Annotated in this window: 18 protein-coding genes; 13 read left to right on the forward strand and 5 right to left on the reverse strand. The window is 67.3% G+C overall.

What is annotated here, in order from left to right:
- Positions 1–6 precede the first annotated feature (6 nt).
- Both D7006_RS11695 and parC read right to left on the reverse strand, forming a co-directional pair.
- Positions 7–1803, reverse strand: coding sequence for a chloride channel protein (locus D7006_RS11695; protein ID WP_237356726.1), 1797 nt, complete (start codon positions 1801–1803; stop codon positions 7–9).
- Positions 1804–1806: 3 nt separating this feature from the next.
- Positions 1807–4044, reverse strand: a complete 2238-nt coding sequence (gene parC / locus D7006_RS11700) for a DNA topoisomerase IV subunit A (RefSeq protein WP_237356727.1) — start codon at positions 4042–4044, stop codon at positions 1807–1809.
- Positions 4045–4338: 294 nt separating this feature from the next.
- On the opposite strand from parC, the gene D7006_RS11705 reads away from it, so the two are divergent.
- Positions 4339–4590, forward strand: a complete 252-nt coding sequence (locus D7006_RS11705; RefSeq protein ID WP_169120546.1) for a hypothetical protein — start codon at positions 4339–4341, stop codon at positions 4588–4590.
- On the opposite strand, the gene recO is transcribed toward D7006_RS11705, so the two are convergent.
- On the reverse strand, positions 4575–5309 hold the full coding sequence (recO, locus tag D7006_RS11710) for a DNA repair protein RecO (protein WP_237356728.1): 735 nt from the start codon (positions 5307–5309) through the stop codon (positions 4575–4577). The genes D7006_RS11705 and recO overlap by 16 nt on opposite strands.
- Before the next feature lie 124 nt (positions 5310–5433).
- Here recO and D7006_RS11715 point away from each other — a divergent pair, with 124 nt between their 5' ends.
- The 12 genes from D7006_RS11715 to D7006_RS11770 all read left to right on the forward strand — a co-directional run bounded on the left by D7006_RS11715 (position 5434) and on the right by D7006_RS11770 (position 15229).
- Positions 5434–5748 (forward strand): septum formation initiator family protein, encoded by a 315-nt coding sequence (locus D7006_RS11715; RefSeq protein ID WP_229644515.1) that lies wholly within the window; start codon positions 5434–5436, stop codon positions 5746–5748.
- 155 nt (positions 5749–5903) lie between these two features.
- Positions 5904–6920: a pyruvate dehydrogenase (acetyl-transferring) E1 component subunit alpha gene (pdhA, locus tag D7006_RS11720; RefSeq protein WP_371745092.1), complete on the forward strand. Its 1017-nt coding sequence runs from the start codon at positions 5904–5906 to the stop codon at positions 6918–6920.
- A gap of 10 nt (positions 6921–6930) precedes the next feature.
- A complete protein-coding gene (locus tag D7006_RS11725) occupies positions 6931–7287 on the forward strand; it encodes a hypothetical protein (protein ID WP_169120538.1) in 357 nt (118 codons plus the stop codon).
- Positions 7288–7292: 5 nt separating this feature from the next.
- Positions 7293–8684, forward strand: coding sequence for a pyruvate dehydrogenase complex E1 component subunit beta (locus D7006_RS11730; protein ID WP_237356729.1), 1392 nt, complete (start codon positions 7293–7295; stop codon positions 8682–8684).
- The gene (locus D7006_RS11735; protein ID WP_229644518.1) at positions 8681–9388 is read left to right on the forward strand and encodes a class I SAM-dependent methyltransferase; all 708 of its coding nucleotides are present in this window, start codon (positions 8681–8683) and stop codon (positions 9386–9388) included. The genes D7006_RS11730 and D7006_RS11735 overlap by 4 nt, the downstream gene beginning before the upstream one ends.
- Positions 9389–9419: 31 nt before the next feature.
- Positions 9420–10778, forward strand: a complete 1359-nt coding sequence (locus tag D7006_RS11740; RefSeq protein ID WP_237356730.1) for a pyruvate dehydrogenase complex dihydrolipoamide acetyltransferase — start codon at positions 9420–9422, stop codon at positions 10776–10778.
- A gap of 146 nt (positions 10779–10924) precedes the next feature.
- Positions 10925–11161 carry a YdcH family protein gene (locus tag D7006_RS11745; protein ID WP_229644020.1) on the forward strand — a complete coding sequence of 79 codons (237 nt, stop codon included), beginning with the start codon at positions 10925–10927 and terminating at the stop codon, positions 11159–11161.
- 112 nt (positions 11162–11273) lie between these two features.
- Positions 11274–11909: a nucleoside 2-deoxyribosyltransferase gene (locus D7006_RS11750; RefSeq protein ID WP_237356731.1), complete on the forward strand. Its 636-nt coding sequence runs from the start codon at positions 11274–11276 to the stop codon at positions 11907–11909.
- Entirely contained in the window at positions 11902–13317 is a 1416-nt protein-coding gene (gene lpdA, locus D7006_RS11755; protein WP_237356732.1) for a dihydrolipoyl dehydrogenase, read from the forward strand. Before D7006_RS11750 ends, lpdA begins: the two co-directional genes overlap by 8 nt.
- Positions 13318–13412: 95 nt before the next feature.
- Positions 13413–13691: a GlsB/YeaQ/YmgE family stress response membrane protein gene (locus D7006_RS11760; RefSeq protein WP_024279094.1), complete on the forward strand. Its 279-nt coding sequence runs from the start codon at positions 13413–13415 to the stop codon at positions 13689–13691.
- 124 nt (positions 13692–13815) lie between these two features.
- Positions 13816–14769: a lipoyl synthase gene (lipA, locus tag D7006_RS11765; RefSeq protein WP_237356733.1), complete on the forward strand. Its 954-nt coding sequence runs from the start codon at positions 13816–13818 to the stop codon at positions 14767–14769.
- 1 nt (position 14770) lies between these two features.
- Complete coding sequence (locus D7006_RS11770) at positions 14771–15229, forward strand: type II toxin-antitoxin system RatA family toxin (protein ID WP_237356734.1); 459 nt, start codon at positions 14771–14773, stop codon at positions 15227–15229.
- Here the strand turns inward: D7006_RS11770 and D7006_RS11775 are convergent.
- The gene (locus tag D7006_RS11775; protein WP_237356735.1) at positions 15211–15624 is read right to left on the reverse strand and encodes a rhodanese-like domain-containing protein; all 414 of its coding nucleotides are present in this window, start codon (positions 15622–15624) and stop codon (positions 15211–15213) included. The two genes, D7006_RS11770 and D7006_RS11775, sit on opposite strands and share 19 nt — an antisense overlap.
- Positions 15625–15692: 68 nt before the next feature.
- Positions 15693–16793, reverse strand: a complete 1101-nt coding sequence (locus tag D7006_RS11780) for a branched-chain amino acid ABC transporter substrate-binding protein (protein WP_229644026.1) — start codon at positions 16791–16793, stop codon at positions 15693–15695.
- Between the last annotated feature and the right edge of the window lie 22 nt (positions 16794–16815).

Genomic DNA, 16815 nt, shown 5'->3' on the forward strand with positions numbered 1-16815 from the left:
GGCCCGTCAGTCTTCCGCGCCGAGTCCCCGCCGCGCCCGCTCCAGTTCCGCCGCATAGCGCTTGAGGACGTGGGATTCGCCCAGCAGCCCCAGGAGGTGACGGTTGTCGCGGTCGTCCACCACGGCGAGGTCCTCGGCCTTCGCGTTATCGAAGGCGAGGGCCGCTTCCTTGACGTTCATTGCAGGCAGCAGCACGTGGTCGCGCTGCGTCGCCAACCCCGACACCGCCGTCTCGCCGGGCTCCAGGCTGGCATAGGCCTCGGACAGGCGCAGCAGCCCGCTATAGCCGCCGGCCGCGTCTACCAGCACGACGATACGGGTCGAGCCGAGCGCGTAGCGGGCGCGCAGGGCGTCCAGCGTGCCATCCTGCGGAAAGGTGGGGAAGTCGGTGCGCATCATCTTCGCGACCGTCAAATCGCGCATCCAGCCCACGTCCTGCGCGCCGCGGATGGTCTCTCCTCGCAGGTGCAGGCGCCAGGTGGAGAAGGAGTAGCCAAAGGTTTCCCGCACGGTCAGGGAGGTAACGACCGCCGCCGCCATCACGAAGCCGGAAAGGGAGATGTCCCGCGTCATCTCCAGCACGAGGAAGCTCATGGTGAGCGGCCCGCCGATGACGCCCACGGCCAGCGCGCCCATGCCCACAACCGCCGCAACCGATGGATCGAGGTGGAAGCCCGGAAAGGCCATGGCCAGCAGCCCGCCATAGAGCTTGCCCATCAGCGCGCCGAGGAACAGCGAGGCGAAGAACAGGCCGCCGCGAAAGCCGGAGCCGATGGAGAGGGCGGAGGCGAGGATCTTCAGTCCAAACACGATGGCGACGGAGGCCGTCACCGCGCTGCCCACCTGGGTATGGAGCGCGCCGTGGCCATCGGAGAGCACCTGCGGGCTGTAGAGCGCCAGTGCGCCGATGCCGATGCCGGCCACCATTGGCCGCAGCGGCGCGGGAATGCGGCTCATGCCGAACAGCGTCTCCACCGTGGTCACGAGGCGCATGATGACGATGGCGACCGCCGCGGCGGTGAGGCCGAGAAACAGGATGGGCAGGATGTCGACCGGCCCGAGGTTCGGGTCGAGCGGCATGTGCAATGGCTCCACATGGGCGCCGAGCAGCCGCGCCGTCATCACCGCCGACACCGTTCCGGCGAGCACCGGGGCCGCCGCCGGGATGGAATAGGAGCCGATGACAATCTCGAAGCCGTAGAAGGCGCCCATCAGCGGCGCATCGAACGCCGCGCCGATGCCCGCCGCCGCGCCCGCGCCGACGAGGATGCGCAGGTCATTGCGCCGGAGCTTGAAGGTCAGTCCCAGCCGGGAGGCGATGCCCGAGCCGATCTGCGAATAGCCGGCCTCAAGCCCCAGCGACGCGCCGAAGCCGTTGGACACCATGGTCTGAAGGGCGACGATGATGCTGTCGGTGAGCGACATGCGCCCGCCATGCAGCGCATTCGCCTCGATGGGATCGACGAAAGGGTGCCGGCGCCAGCGTTTCAGCGCCAGTGCGATCACGCCCATCGCCGCGCCGCCCACAACGGGAACGAGGATCAGCCAGGGTGAGGCGAGGGCAGGGGAGGAGGACAGGCGCTCGCCCGGTGCCAGCCAGTAGAGCACCTCGTGCATCCACTGGGTGGTGGCGCTCATGATGCTGGCCGCAATCCCGGCCAACACGCCCATGACGGCGGCGATGAGGACGAGCGAGGTCTCCCGCGCCCGGACGATGGACTGCGCCTGATCGACGAGGCGCCGGAGCGCCGCCCGCTCGGCGGGGGCCGGTGCGCGCCCGGTCTCGGGGGAGGGCGCGTCCATGCCTCAGCCGAACGTGTTGGTGCGGGGGAACCCCTTGGGCGGCAGACGGCCCGCCGAGGCGCGTTCGCCCTGCCATTCGATGAGATCGGTCACCGTCCAGGTCCGGCCAGAGGTGTCCTCCCAGGTCAGGCCGGTGGCCATCGGGAACACCTTGAGGTCGCTGAGGCCCCCGTCCTTGTAGCGCTGGAGGCGCACGCCGCGGCCGCGCGACATTTCGGGAATCTGGTTCAACGGGAAGACCAGCATCTTGCGGTTCTCACCGATCACCGCCACCCAGTCGCCATCGACGAAGCGCACCGCAAGTGCAGCGTCCGGCGGGTCGGTGACGAGCACCTGCTTGCCCTTGCGTGTATTGGCGAGGCAATCGTCCTCCGGCACCACGAAGCCGCGGCCCTGCTTCGACGCCACCAGCAGCTTGCGTCCGGCCTGGTAGGCGAAGACGGAGACGATCTCCGCCTCCTGCTCCAGGTCGATCATCAGGCGCACGGGCTCGCCGTGGCCGCGACCGCCGGGGAGCTTGGAGGCATCCAGCGTGTAGAAGCGGCCGTTGGAGGCGAACACCATGACCTTGGAGGTGGTCTCCGCGAAGAAGGCGTGGCCGTGGCTGTCGTCGCCCTTGAACTGCAGGTTCGAGACATCCGCCACGTGGCCCTTCAGCGCGCGGATCCAGCCCTTGGCGGAGACGACGACGGTGATGGGCTCGCGCTCCACCAGCGCCTCGGTGAAGGCGTCCTCGTGCACGGTCGGCGCGGCCGCGAAGGTGGTCCGCCGCCGGCCAAGCGCGGTCTCGGGGCCGTAGGTCTTGCGGGTCTCGCGGATTTCCTTGGAGATCGCCTTCCACTGCGCCGTCTCGGAAGCGACGAGGCGGTTGAGCCCGTCCTGCTCCTTGGAGAGGGCGTCGTGCTCCTTGCGGATTTCCATCTCTTCCAGGCGGCGCAGGGAGCGCAGCCGCATGTTGAGGATGGCTTCGGCCTGCACGTCCGTCAGCTCGAAGGTCTGCATCAGCGAGACCTTCGGCTCGTCCTCCTCGCGGATGATGCGGATCACCTCGTCGAGGTTGAGATAGGCGATGAGGTAGCCGCCCAGCACCTCCAGCCGGTGGGCGATCTGGTCGAGCCGGTAGCGCGAGCGCCGCAGCAGCACGTCGCGGCGATGGTCCAGCCACTCGCGCAGCGCTTCGGCCAGCGACAGCACCTTGGGGATCTGGCCCTTGACCAGCACGTTCATGTTGAGCGGGATGCGCGCCTCAAGCTCGGTGAGCTTGAACAGGCTCTCCATCAGCACCTCGGCATCCACGGTGCGGGTGCGTGGCTCCAGCACCAGGCGGATGTCCTCTGCGCTCTCGTCGCGGACGTCGGCGAGCAGCGGCAGCTTCTTGTCGGTGAGCAGCTCGGCGATCTTCTCCACGAGGCGGGACTTGGCGACGCCGTAGGGGATCTCCGTCACCACCACCACATAGCCGCCGCGGCCGGTATCCTCCTTCTCCCAGCGCGCACGGACGCGGAACGAGCCGCGGCCCGTCGCATAGGCCTCCGCCACGCCGACCGGATCCTCCACCAGCACACCACCAGTGGGGAAGTCCGGGCCGGGCACGAACTTCAGCAGGTCGAACGCGAGCGCGTCCGGATGGTCGATGAGGTGGAGCGCTGCGTCCAGCAGCTCTGCCGCATTGTGGGGCGGGATCGAGGTCGCCATGCCCACGGCGATGCCCTGCGAGCCGTTCGCCAGCAGGTTCGGGAAGGCGGCGGGCAGAACTGCCGGCTCTTCCTCCGACCCGTCATAGGTCGGGCGGAAATCCACCGCGTCCTCGTCGATGCCATCCAGCAGCAGCCGGGCGGTCTCGGTGAGGCGGGCCTCGGTGTATCGCATGGCGGCGGCGTTATCGCCGTCCACATTGCCGAAATTGCCCTGGCCATCCACTAGGGGATACCGCTGGGCGAAGTCCTGCGCGAGACGCACCAGCGCGTCATAGACGGACTGGTCGCCGTGCGGGTGGAACTTGCCGATAACGTCGCCGACCACGCGGGCGGACTTCTTGAAGCCTTGCCCGGGATCGAGCCGCAACTGCCGCATGGCGTGGAGGATGCGCCGGTGGACAGGCTTCAATCCGTCGCGCGCATCGGGCAGCGCGCGGTGCATGATGGTCGAGAGAGCGTAGGCGAGGTAGCGCTCTTCCAGCGCCTCCTTCAGCGTGACTTTCTCGATGTTCCCGTCGCCGGGCGGAAGTGTGCGGGTGGCCATGCCCCGCAGTACCTCGCGCGCGGGCGCGGGACAAGCCCGCGCCACCGGCCCGGCCGTGTCCGGTCCCCCGCGTTCCGTAACCTTCCAGGCCGCGATCTCGCCGCAAGACTGAACGGATCGTCAAGTCTGGGGCGTGCCGCCGCGTCATACGGCAAAAATGTACCGGAGAAGGCCACAATCTGCGGCAAAGCACACGCTTAAGATGTCACTCCCGGAACAAAATCCCGCCCCTGCGACGTTTCAGCATTGATCTGCGAGCGCTTCTCTACGTTCGCATCAAGAGGAGAAGGGTCCATGAAGGTTGCAACTCTTGCGGCGGGGGGAGTCGTTGCGTTGGCGCTTCTTGGTGCGGCGCCTTCTGCATCGGCCGGATCACTTGCCGGCAGCGCGGGAAGTTTTGCCGGTGCCGTCCATGAACAGGCGAAGGTTGAGGATGTGCGCTGGGTGCGGCGCTGCTGGCAGGTGCGCCGCTGGTGGAACGGACGCCCGCATTGGGTGACGCGCTGCCGCAACGTCTGGGTCGCGCCCCGTTACAATCGCTGGTGATCGGCGCTTCGCCGCCACGATGCGATGAACGCCGCGCGGGCTTCTGAAAAGCCCAGCCCGCGCGGCTCCAGCGCCCGCACCAGCAGAAAATGCCCGGTGATGGCCAGCGCCGATTCCACATCATCCATGGCGGGTGGTGCGCCGGTCCGGAGAAAGGGCGGCAGAGGAAACAGGCGATCCTTGTAGGGTGCCCCTGCCTCGCGGCAAACCGCCCGTCCGCTCTTCGGCGAGACATAGATGAGATCATCGCGCCGGCCGGTCGCCGCGCACGTCTCCAGTTCCAATCCGAATCCCAGCTCCGACAGCATGGCCAGCTCGAACCGCGCCACCAGCATGCCGGCGGAGTCCGCCTCCCCAAACGCATCGAGAATGGCACCAAGGGTAAGGAACAGCTCCTCGTGGGGATCGCGCTCCGGCAGCAGGTGGAGCAGCTGGGCCATGTGGGTGAAGCCGAAAGCCGCGTGGGGGGCTTCCATCAGGAGCCCGGCGCGGACGACCGAGGCCTCCAGCGCATAATTGCCCATGTGCTCATCGAGTCGGGCGCGCCATGTCGCGCTCACTGAATTGCCGGGCTGGAGGACGGGCGCCAGCCGGCGCGAGCCACCGCCGCGCACCATGCCGAGATGGCGTCCCCGCTGGCGCGTCAACAACTCGACGATGGCATTGCCTTCGCCGTGCCGCCTGACCCCAAGCACGATGCCCTCGTCCGTCCACTCCAACGACTTCCGCTCCCGTGTGGCACTTCCTCCCCCAGTTGATGCGCGGATGGCGCCGGGTGCAACTCCAGCGCTCCCGGGCGTCAGCCTTAACAGGGCGGAAACCTAAAAACGGCAGGATGCGCCCATGCAAAGCCGCTCGCGCCTCCAGACCATCCTTGCGACGCTCGCCCTCCACGTGGGGGCTGCGGCGCTCATCGGCTATTTCGCCTATCATGCCTATATCGGCGATCACGGCCTCCTCGCCCGTCGCAACTACGAGCAGGAGATGAAGGCGCTCGAAGCCGACCTCGCCGCCCTCAAGGCGCAGCGGCAGGCGATGGAGAACAAGGTGTCTCTTCTCGCCCCCAGCCAGCTCGATCCGGACCTACTGGACGAGGAGGCGCGGCGGCAGTTGAACTTCATAAACACGAAGGATCTTGTGCTGCTTCGCACCAAATGAACTATAGTATGGTTCATAGCGCTCTTGAACCATATTCAAGTTCAATCCTTGATCCATAAGAGTTTGCAACGTGTTGCGTTGCAGCATCGAAAATTTCCCGCTTTCAGGCGGCTCGGCTGTGCGTTAGAGAGGCGCAGTTCCAGAGCTTCCTGAGGATGCCGATGGCCGCCAAGAAGACTTCCCCCCGGACCGCCGTGCCGTCCGGCCCGGTACCCTTCACCAAGGATCAGGACCTCGAAGCCTATCGCGAGATGCTGCTCATCCGCCGCTTCGAGGAGAAGGCCGGCCAGATGTACGGCATGGGCCTCATCGGCGGCTTCTGCCACCTCTATATCGGCCAGGAAGCGGTCGTCGTCGGCATGCAGATGGCGATGAAGCCGGGCGATCAGGTCATCACCGGCTACCGTGACCACGGGCACATGCTGTCCACCGGCATGGACGCCAAGGGCGTCATGGCCGAGCTGACGGGCCGCCGTGGCGGCCTCTCCAAGGGCAAGGGCGGCTCGATGCACATGTTCAGCATCGAGAAGCAGTTCTTCGGCGGCCACGGCATCGTCGGCGCGCAGGTGTCGCTCGGCACCGGCCTCGCCTTCGCGGACCGCTACCGGGAGAACGGCAATGTCTCCGTCACCTATTTCGGCGACGGCGCCGCCAATCAGGGCCAGGTCTACGAGAGCTTCAACATGGCCGAGCTGTGGAAGCTGCCGGTCGTGTATGTGATCGAGAACAACAAGTACGCCATGGGCACCGCGGTCTCCCGCGCCTCCGCCCAGCAGGACTTCTCCAAGCGCGGCACCTCCTTCAACATCCCCGGCGAGCAGGTGGATGGCATGGACGTGCAGGCGGTGAAGGCCGCCGGCGAGCGGGCCCTGGCCTTCGCCCGCGAGGGCAACGGCCCCTACATCCTCGAGATGCAGACCTACCGTTATCGCGGCCACTCCATGTCGGACCCGGCGAAGTACCGGTCCAAGGAGGAGGTCCAGAAGATGCGCACCGAGCACGATCCCATCGAGCAGGTGCGCACCCGTCTCCTCGACGGCCACAAGGTGACCGAAGACGATCTGAAGAAGATCGACGCCGACGTCCGCGAGATCGTCAATGCGGCGGCGGATTTCGCCAGCAGCGATCCGGAGCCGGATGTCGCCGAGCTCTACACGGACATCCTGCGCTGAGGCCCGGCCCGTGGCCGAACTCTTCCATGTAATCGCCGGGGCGGCGCTCATCGCCGCCATCGGTGCCTGGGTCGTCGCGGTGCGCGGCGGCCGCGCCGCCCTCGCCGCCGAGCGGGCGACCGGGCGCCCCGTGGGCGTGGGGAGCTACCTCCTGCTCGCCTTCTGGCCGTTCGCCGTCGGCCGCTCCGGCGCCGCCGAGGATGTGGACCGGGTGCGCTCCGGCAAGGCGGCTATCGCCTTCTTCGTTTCCCTGACCGTCGCGATCGCGGCCATCTCCGCCTACACCAACCTCACCTTCAAGCGCGATCATGCGGCCCCGGCCGGCGCCACGCCGTCCGTCCCCGCTCCCGCGCCGAGCAAGAGCTGACAGCCATGGCCATCGAAGTCCTCATGCCGGCCCTGTCTCCCACCATGGAGAAGGGCAACCTCACCAAGTGGGTGAAAAAGGAAGGTGACACGGTCAAGTCCGGCGACGTGCTCGCCGAGATCGAGACCGACAAGGCCACCATGGAGGTGGAGGCCGTCGACGAGGGCATCCTCGGCAAGATCCTAGTGCCGGAAGGCGCGCAGGACGTGGCGGTGAACACGCCCATCGCCACCATCCTGGCCGACGGTGAGGATGCGAATGCCGCGCCCGCCCCCGCGGCCAAGGCCGCTGAGAGCGCGCCGTCTCCGGTCACCGCTGCGGCGCCCGTCGCGCCTGTCTCTCCGGCGCCCTCGGCTGTCGCGGCCCCGCCGCAGGTGACCGTGCAGCCCGATCCGGAAGTGCCTGCCGGCACCGAGTTCGTCACCCAGACGGTCCGCGAGGCCCTGCGCGACGCCATGGCCGAGGAGATGCGCCGTGACGGCGATGTCTTCGTCATGGGCGAGGAAGTGGCCGAGTATCAGGGCGCCTACAAGATCACCCAGGGCCTGCTGCAGGAATTCGGCGCCCGCCGCGTGATCGACACCCCGATCACCGAGCACGGCTTTGCCGGTGTCGGCGTCGGTGCGGCCATGGCGGGATTGAAGCCCATCGTGGAGTTCATGACCTTCAACTTCGCCATGCAGGCGATCGACCAGATCATCAACTCCGCTGCCAAGACGCTCTACATGTCCGGCGGTCAGGTCCACTGCTCCATCGTGTTCCGCGGCCCCAACGGCGCTGCCGCCCGCGTCGCCGCCCAGCACAGCCAGGACTACACCGCCTGGTATTCCAACGTGCCCGGCCTCAAGGTCATCGCGCCTTATTCGGCGGCTGACGCCAAGGGCCTGCTCAAGGCCGCCATCCGCGACCCCAACCCGATCATCTTCCTCGAGAACGAGATCCTCTACGGTCACTCGTTCGAGGTGCCGAAGCTCGACGATTACGTGCTGCCCATCGGCAAGGCGCGGATCGCGCGGTCGGGCAAGGACGTCACGATCGTCTCCTTCTCCATCGGCATGACCTATGCGCTCAAGGCCGCCGAGGAACTGGCGAAGCAGGGCATCGAGGCCGAGGTCATCGACCTGCGCACCATCCGCCCCATGGACGTGGACGCCATCGTCACCTCGGTGAAGAAGACCGGCCGCTGCGTCACGGTGGAAGAGGGCTGGCCGCAGTCGGGCATCGGTGCCGAGATCGCCGCCCAGCTCATGGACAAAGCCTTTGATTTCCTTGACGCTCCGGTCCTCCGCGTCACCGGCAAGGACGTGCCGATGCCGTATGCCGCGAACCTCGAAAAGCTTGCGCTGCCGTCGGTTGCGGAGGTGATCGAGGCGGTCAAGGCGGTGACCTACAAATGACCGCCGGAAACCGGTCGGAGGCCGCTCCGACCACCTATTACGACCTCGATCACGTGGCGCGCCACGTGCAGCAGGGACAGCACCGCGAAGTTATCGGCGGCCTCTGGGAAGAGGTCGGCCGGCTGCAGCGGGATTTCCTTGTGAAGCAGGGGCTTAAGCCGCACCATCGGCTGGTGGATATCGGCTGCGGCAGCCTGCGCGGCGGGGTCAAGTTCGTCGCCTATCTCGATGCCGACCGGTACTACGGTATCGACCTCAGCGGCGATCTGCTGGAGGCCGGATACGCCCAGGAGATCGTCCCGGCGGGGCTCGATGCCAAGCTGCCGCGTGACCACCTGAGTGTGTCTGACAGCTTCGATATCGGTGGGTTCGGTGTGCAGTTTGACATGGGAATCGCCCAGTCAGTCTTCAGTCACTTGCCGATGCCGTATCTGGTCGACTGCCTCGCCCGGATCGCCCCCCATTTCGTGCCCGGAGGTATCTTCTTCGTGACCTGCTTCCTCGTGCCCGACGGCAAGTTCGGGCAGCAGGTGAAGCAGGGCAAGGGTGGGGTGGTGACGTTCCCGGACAAGGACCCGTACCACTATACCCAGGCACAGCTTTCCACGGCGCTCGCCGGCGATCCCAATTGGGAGATGAAGATCATCGGCGACTGGTCCCATCCCCGCCAGCAGCAGATGCTCGCCTTCGTCCGGCGTCGCTGAGGGTTTTTGCTTTTTTCGAAAGGCCAAGAAGATGCCCATCGAAATCCTGATGCCGGCCCTGTCTCCCACCATGGAGAAGGGCAATCTCGCCAAGTGGCTCAAGAAGGAAGGCGACACGGTCAAGTCCGGCGACGTGCTGGCCGAGATCGAGACCGACAAGGCCACCATGGAAGTCGAGTCCATCGACGAAGGTGTGCTCGCCAAGATCCTCGTGCCGGAAGGCTCGCAGGACGTGCCGGTGAACCAGCTCATCGCCATCCTCGCCGCCGAGGGTGAGGACGTGGCGACCGCTGCCGCCGGCAAGGGCGCTGCCGCCCCGGCCCCCGCCGCGGCTCCCGCGGCTGCGCCTGCTGCGAGCCCGGCTCCTGCGGCCGCTCCCGCCCCTGTGGCGGCTGCGCCGGCTCCGGCGTCGAACGGGCAGGGTGGGCGTGTGTTCGCCTCGCCGCTTGCCCGCCGGATCGCCAAGGACAAGGGCATCGACCTCGCCAGCCTGTCGGGTTCCGGCCCGCACGGCCGCATCGTCGCCCGCGACCTCGAAGGCGCCCAGCCCGGCGCAAAGCCGGCCGCGGCGCCCGCTCAGGCGGCTGCTGCGGCTCCGGCCCCTGCGGCTGCAGCTCCCGCCCCCAAGGCGACGGCCGCGCTCACCGGTCCCACGGCGGATCAGGTGAAGGCCATGTTCGAGGCCGGCACCTACGAGGAAGTGCAGCTCGACGGCATGCGCAAGACCATCGCGCGCCGTCTGGTGGAGAGCGAGCAGCTCACCCCCCACTTCTACCTGACGGTGGATTGCGACCTCGACGACCTCATGGCCCTGCGCGAGCAGGTCAATGCCAATGCGTCGAAGGACAAGGACGGCAAGCCGTCCTACCGCGTCTCGGTCAACGACTTCATCATCAAGGCGCTGGCGCTCGCGCTCCAGAAGGTGCCGGCGGCCAACGCCGTGTGGGCCGAGGATCGCATCCTGCGCATGAAGCATTCGGACGTGGGCGTCGCGGTCGCCATCGATGGCGGCCTCTACGCCCCCATCGTGAAGAAGGCCGAGCAGAAGACCCTCTCCACCATCTCCAACGAGATGCGGGATCTGGCCGCCCGCGCGCGCACCAAGAAGCTGAAGCCGGAGGAATATTCCGGCGGCTCCACCTCCGTGTCGAACCTCGGCATGATGGGGATGCGCAACTTCACCGCCATCATCAACGCGCCGCAGTCCTCCATCCTCGCGGTGGGCGCCTCGGAGCAGCGGGCGGTGGTGAAGGGCGGCGAGGTGAAGGTCGTCACCCAGATGACCGTCACCATGACCTGCGACCACCGGGTGATGGACGGCGCGCTCGGCGCGGAACTCCTCAGCGCGTTCAAGGGCTTCATCGAGAAGCCCATGGCGATGCTGGTCTGAGGTCGCAGCTGACGCGACTTCGCCGGCGCGAGGCCTGCGCCTCCGCCGGCGGGACCGGGCTGCGGCAGATCAAATCCTGCCGCAGCGGAGCAGTGTAGCTGCGGGGCAGCGGCGCCCGCGCCGTTCGACCCGAGAAAGGAACAACAATGAGCCACACGCCCCACGAGCTCGCCGCCGACTTCCCGGAATATGCCGAGAAGATCCAGGCCCTGAAGCTCTCAGACGCTCATTTCGCCAAGCTCCACGAGGCCTATCACGAGGTGAACCGGAAGGTGCACCGGGCCGAGACCGACGTGGAGCCCACCGGCGACGAGGAGATTGAAGCCATGCGCCGCGAGCGCATGCGCCTCAAGGATGAGCTTTACGCCATCCTCACCAAGTGAGGCTCGCCAAGTGAGGCGTTGACGGGGCTGGGTTCCCGCCCCGGTGCAGCCTGACCCCTCTCCCGCTCGCGGGGGAGGGATCGAACGGGGAACGGAAGGACACGCCCACCCGATGAAGCTCTATCTCGCCGGCCCGGAGGTATTCCTCGACGATGCGCGCGAGATCGGCCGGCGCAAGGTGGAGCTGTGTGCCCGCCACGGGTTCACGGGCCTGTTTCCCCTCGATGGCGAGATCGCCCTCGATGCCGCGGGCGGGGTTTCCGCCACCGCCATCTTCTCCGCCAATGTGAGCATGATGCGGACCGCCGACGCGGTGCTCGCCAACCTCACGCCCTTTCGCGGCATCAGTGCCGATCCCGGCACCGCCTTCGAGGTGGGTTTCGCCTTCGCCCTCGGCAAGCCGGTGGCGGCCTATTCCAACCATCCCGGCGAGCTGAAGCACCGGGCCCGCGCCACCATCGGCGCCGCGCCGGAGGGGCCGGACAGCCTCATGGCGGACGGCCTCCATGTGGAGGACTTCGGCCATTTCGACAATCTCATGCTGGCCGAGGCGCTGCATGCCTTCTGCCTGCCGGTAATCCAGGCCGAAGCTCCGGCCGAGGATCCCTTCCGCGACCTTTCCCTGTTCGAGGAGGCGCTTGTGCGCCTCGCCGAAGCCCACGCCGGCGGCCGCCTCGGGACGCCCCGATCCCCATCACGACCAGAGCCCGCCGCAACAGCGCGCGGCGAGGAGACCTTCCATGGCTGATACCTACGACATCATCGTCATCGGCGGCGGGCCGGGCGGCTATGTGGCCGCCATCCGCGCCGCGCAGCTCGGCTTCAAGACCGCGGTGGTGGAGAAGAGCCACCTCGGCGGCATCTGCCTGAACTGGGGCTGCATCCCCACCAAGGCGCTGCTGCGCTCCGCCGAGATCTACCACTACATGGAGCACGCCAAGGATTACGGCCTCTCCGCCGAGAAGATCGGCTTCGATGCGGCCGCTGTGGTGAAGCGCTCGCGCGGCGTCTCCTCCCAGCTCGCCACCGGCGTCGGCTTCCTGCTCAACAAGAACAAGGTGGACGTGATCTGGGGCAAGGCCACCTTTACCGCCCCCGGCAAGCTGAAGGTCGAGGCGGCGCAGAACCCGCCCAAGAATGCCAAGGGCGGCGGCGACTACACGGCGAAGCACATCATCGTCGCCACCGGCGCCCGCCCGCGCGCGCTGCCCGGCCTCGAGCCCGACAAGAAGCTGATCTGGACCTATTTCGAGGCCATGGTGCCGGAGAAGATGCCCAAGAGCCTGCTGGTCATGGGCTCCGGCGCCATCGGCATCGAGTTCGCCTCCTTCTACCGCACCATGGGCGTGGACGTGACCGTGGTTGAGGTGCTGCCGCAGATCCTCCCCGTGGAGGACGAGGAGATCGCCGCCATCGCCCGCAAGCGCTTCGAGAAGCAGGGCATGAAGATCATGTCCGGCGCCAAGGTCACGGGCGTGACCAAGCACGCGGACAGCCTCACCGCCCATGTGGAAGACGCCAAGGGCGCCAAGCACGACATCACCGTGGACCGGATGATCTCGGCCGTGGGTGTGGTGGGCAATGTGGAGGGCCTGGGACTCGAGGCCATCGGCGTCAAGATCGAACGCGGGATCGTGGTGACCGACGGCCTCGGCCGTACCAACGTGCCCGGTGTCTATGCCATCGGCGACATCGCCGGCCCGCCCATGCTGGCGCACAAGGCCGAGCATGAGGGCGTGATCTGCGTGGAGACCATCAAGGGGCTCCACACCCACCCCATGGACAAGAACAAGATCCCCGGCTGCACCTACTGCACGCCGCAGATCGCTTCCGTGGGCCTCACCGAGAAGAAGGCCAAGGACGCCGGCCGCGAGATCAAGGTCGGCCGCTTCCCCTTCATCGGCAACGGCAAGGCCATCGCCCTCGGCGAGCCGGACGGCCTCGTGAAGACCATCTTCGACGCCAAGACCGGCGAGTTGCTGGGCGCCCACATGGTGGGTGCGGAAGTGACCGAACTGATCCAGGGCTTCGTGGTGGCCATGAATCTGGAGACCACCGAGGAAGACCTGATCCACGCCGTCTTCCCGCACCCGACCCTGTCCGAAATGATGCACGAGAGCGTCATGGCGGCCTACGGGCGCGCGATCCACGTGTGAGGCCGGCTGGGCGGGAGCGATCTCGCCAAGCTGCGCCGCAGTCGGCATGATCGGATTGCGTCCGCGCTTCTGCGGGCGCGTGCGAGGGGACCATCATGGACCAGCAGACCTATGCCTTCCTGAGCCAGCCGGGGGTCGGCTTCTTCTCGCTCATCATCATTGGCGTCATCGCCGGATGGGTGGCGGAGCGGGTGACCGCGAGCAATCACGGCCTGCTGACGAACCTCATCGTCGGCGTGGCCGGCGCCTTCATCGGCGACAAGCTGGCCGGTGTGCTGAACGTGCCGGTGCATGGCTTCTTCCGCACGCTGATCGCCGCCATCGTCGGTGCCATCATCCTGCTCTGGGTGTGGCGGGCGATCAGGTCGCGCTGACGGAAGGTCCGCGCTGGGGTATGCCGGCCCTGCGGCGCCGTCCCTTCCGGGCGGCGGCGCGGGGCACTATGTTGCAAGGATGCAGGCGCCGTAACGGCGCGCTGACCGGTATGGAAGTTCGCACATGGTCACGGTGATCGACACGCGGGAACGGCCCCGCCATCCGGAGAAGGCGCATCGGCCGGAAACCGAGGTGCTGCGCAAGCCGGACTGGATCCGGGTGAAGGCGCCGGGCTCGGCCGGCTGGTCCAAGACCGCCGGCATCGTGAAGGAGCACGGCCTCGTCACCGTGTGCGAGGAGGCGGGCTGCCCCAATATCGGTGAGTGCTGGGAGAAGAAGCACGCCACCTTCATGATCATGGGCGACACCTGCACCCGCGCCTGCGCCTTCTGCAACGTGCGCACCGGCCTGCCCGACGCCCTCGACCGTGACGAGCCGCAGAAGGTGGCGGATTCCATCGCCAAGCTCGGCCTCTCCCACGCCGTCATCACCTCGGTGGACCGGGACGACCTCGCCGATGGCGGCGCCGAGCACTTCGCCCGCACCATCGCCGCCATCCGCAGGGCGAGCCCGTCCACCACCATCGAGATCCTGACCCCCGACTTCCTGCGTAAGGACGGGGCGCTGGAAGTGGTGGTCGCGGCCCGGCCCGACGTGTTCAACCACAATCTGGAGACGGTGCCCTCGCGCTATCTCTCGGTGCGCCCGGGCGCCCGCTATTTCCATTCGCTGCGGCTGTTGCAGAAGGTAAAGGAGCTCGACCCGTCCATCTTCACCAAGTCCGGCATCATGGTCGGCCTCGGCGAGGAGCGGCCCGAAGTGCTTCAGCTGATGGACGACTTGCGCTCGGCGGACGTGGACTTCATCACCATCGGCCAGTATCTCCAGCCCACCCGCAAGCACCACAAGGTGGAGCGCTTCGTGACGCCGGACGAGTTCAAGGCCTATGAGACGGTGGCCTATGCCAAGGGCTTCCTGATGGTCTCGGCGAGCCCGCTCACCCGCTCGTCCCACCATGCGGGCGACGATTTCGAGAAGCTGCGCGCGAACCGCGCGGCGCGGCTGGGACGGGCCTGACGTGCCCTCCTTCTCCAACAGCCGGCGCGTCAGGCACTCCGCCTCCGACATGTTCGACCTGGTGGCGGACGTGGAGCACTATCCCGAGTTCGTGCCGCTCTGCCAGGCGCTCCGCGTGAAGCGCCGCACCAAGTCCGACGAGGGCGTGGAAATCCTCGTGGCGGACATGACGGTCGCCTACAAGCTCATCCGCGAGACCTTCACGTCTCGGGTGACGCTGGATCGGCCCCGCCTCACCATCCACGTGGAATATCTCGACGGCCCCTTCAGCCGGCTCGACAACCGCTGGGAGTTCATCCCCCAGGGTGACGCGGCGTGCGACGTGAAGTTCTTCATCTCCTACGAATTCCGCTCGCGCACGCTGGGCATGCTCATGGGCGCCATGTTCGACGCCGCCTTCCGCCGTTTCGCCGATGCCTTCGAGAAGCGGGCGGACGAGGTTTACAGGACGGTCGGGTAGGCGGACGGCACCTCCACCGGCGCGCCGGCCTCGCGCAGCGCCTTGAAGCCGCCTTCCACATGGGCCACCGGATTCAGCCCCATGTCCTGCGCCGTCGCGGCCGAGAGCGCGGAGCGCCAGCCGCCGGCGCAGAAGAAGACGAAGGCCCGGTCCTCGCCGAACACCGGCTTGAAATAGGGGCTTTCCGGGTCGATCCAGAATTCCAGCATCCCGCGCGGGCAATGGAACGCGCCCGGCACGCGGCCATCGCGCTCCAGCTCGCGCGGATCGCGCAGGTCCACCAGCAGCGCACCCTCGCCGGCGCGGCGCACCGCCTCCTGCGGCGTCACGGTCTCGACCTTCGCGTTCGCCTCGGCGAGGAGGGCCTTGTAGCCGCGGGTGATGGTCTGGGGCATGGGCGTCCTCCGTTATGGCTCAAGGCCTTTTCTCCCCGCTCCCGCGAGGGGAGAAGGGAACAGGCGGCCTACAACTCGCTGTAGGCGCCGTCCTTCCACTCATAGACCACGAAGTCGGGCTTGGTGATGTCGCCCTTCTTGTCGAAGGAGAGCGGGCCGAGCACCGTCTGGAAGGTCATGCCGGAATGGATCTGCGCGGCCACCTTCTTGGGGTCGAGGGATTTTGCCGCCTCGGCCGCCTGCTTGATGACCTGCACGCCGGCATAGGAATAGAGCACGTAGCCCTCGGCATCGATGCCCTTGGCGGTCATGGCCTCCACGATGCCCTTGGCCGCCGGATTCTTGCGCGGGTCGGGGCCGAAGGTCATCAGCGTGCCGGTGCCGCCGGTGCCGGCGATGTTCCAGTATTCCTTGTCGGCCAGCGCGTCGCCGCCCATGAGCACGGTCTTCAGGCCCTGATCGCGCATCTGCCGCACGATCAGGCCGGCCTCGGGATGCAGGCCGCCGAAATAGATCACGTCGACGCCAGCCGCCTTCATCTTCGAGACGAGGGCCGAATAGTCCTTCTCGCCGGGGTTGATGCCCTCATACATCACTTCCTTGACGCCGGCCTTGTTGAGGGCCTTCTGTGTCTCGTCGGCGAGGCCCTTTCCGTAGGGCGACTTGTCATGGACGATGGCGATCTTGCCGTCCTTGAACTTCTCGGCGAGGAAGGCGCCCGCCACCGGCCCCTGCTGGTCGTCGCGGCCGGCAGTGCGGAAGGTGTTCCAGAGCTTGCGCTCGGTATAAGCGGGGTTGGTGGAAGCGGGGCTGATCTGCAGCACGCCGGCCTCTGCATAGTCCGACGAGGCGGCAATGGAGATGCCGGAATTGACGTGGCCGATGACGAAGGTCGCGCCGTCGGTGATGAGCTTGTTGGCCGCCGCCACGCCCTGCTCGGGCTTGCCGCCGTCGTCGGCCACCAGGAGCACGATCTTCTGGCCGTTGATGCCGCCGGCGGCGTTGATGTCGGCCACCGCCTGCTCGACACCGGTTTTCATCTGGGTGCCGAAGGCGGCGATGGAGCCGGTGAGCGGCCCGGCGGCCCCGAGCTTCACATCGGCGTGGGCGGCCGGCGCGAGGACGAGGCCGGCGCAGACGGCGAGCGCGGCGAAGGAAAGCCTGTTCATCCCGATCCCCTCGAAATGATTG

This window comes from Xanthobacter sp. YC-JY1 (assembly GCF_021730305.1).
Taxonomy (GTDB): Bacteria; Pseudomonadota; Alphaproteobacteria; order Rhizobiales; family Xanthobacteraceae; genus Xanthobacter; species Xanthobacter flavus.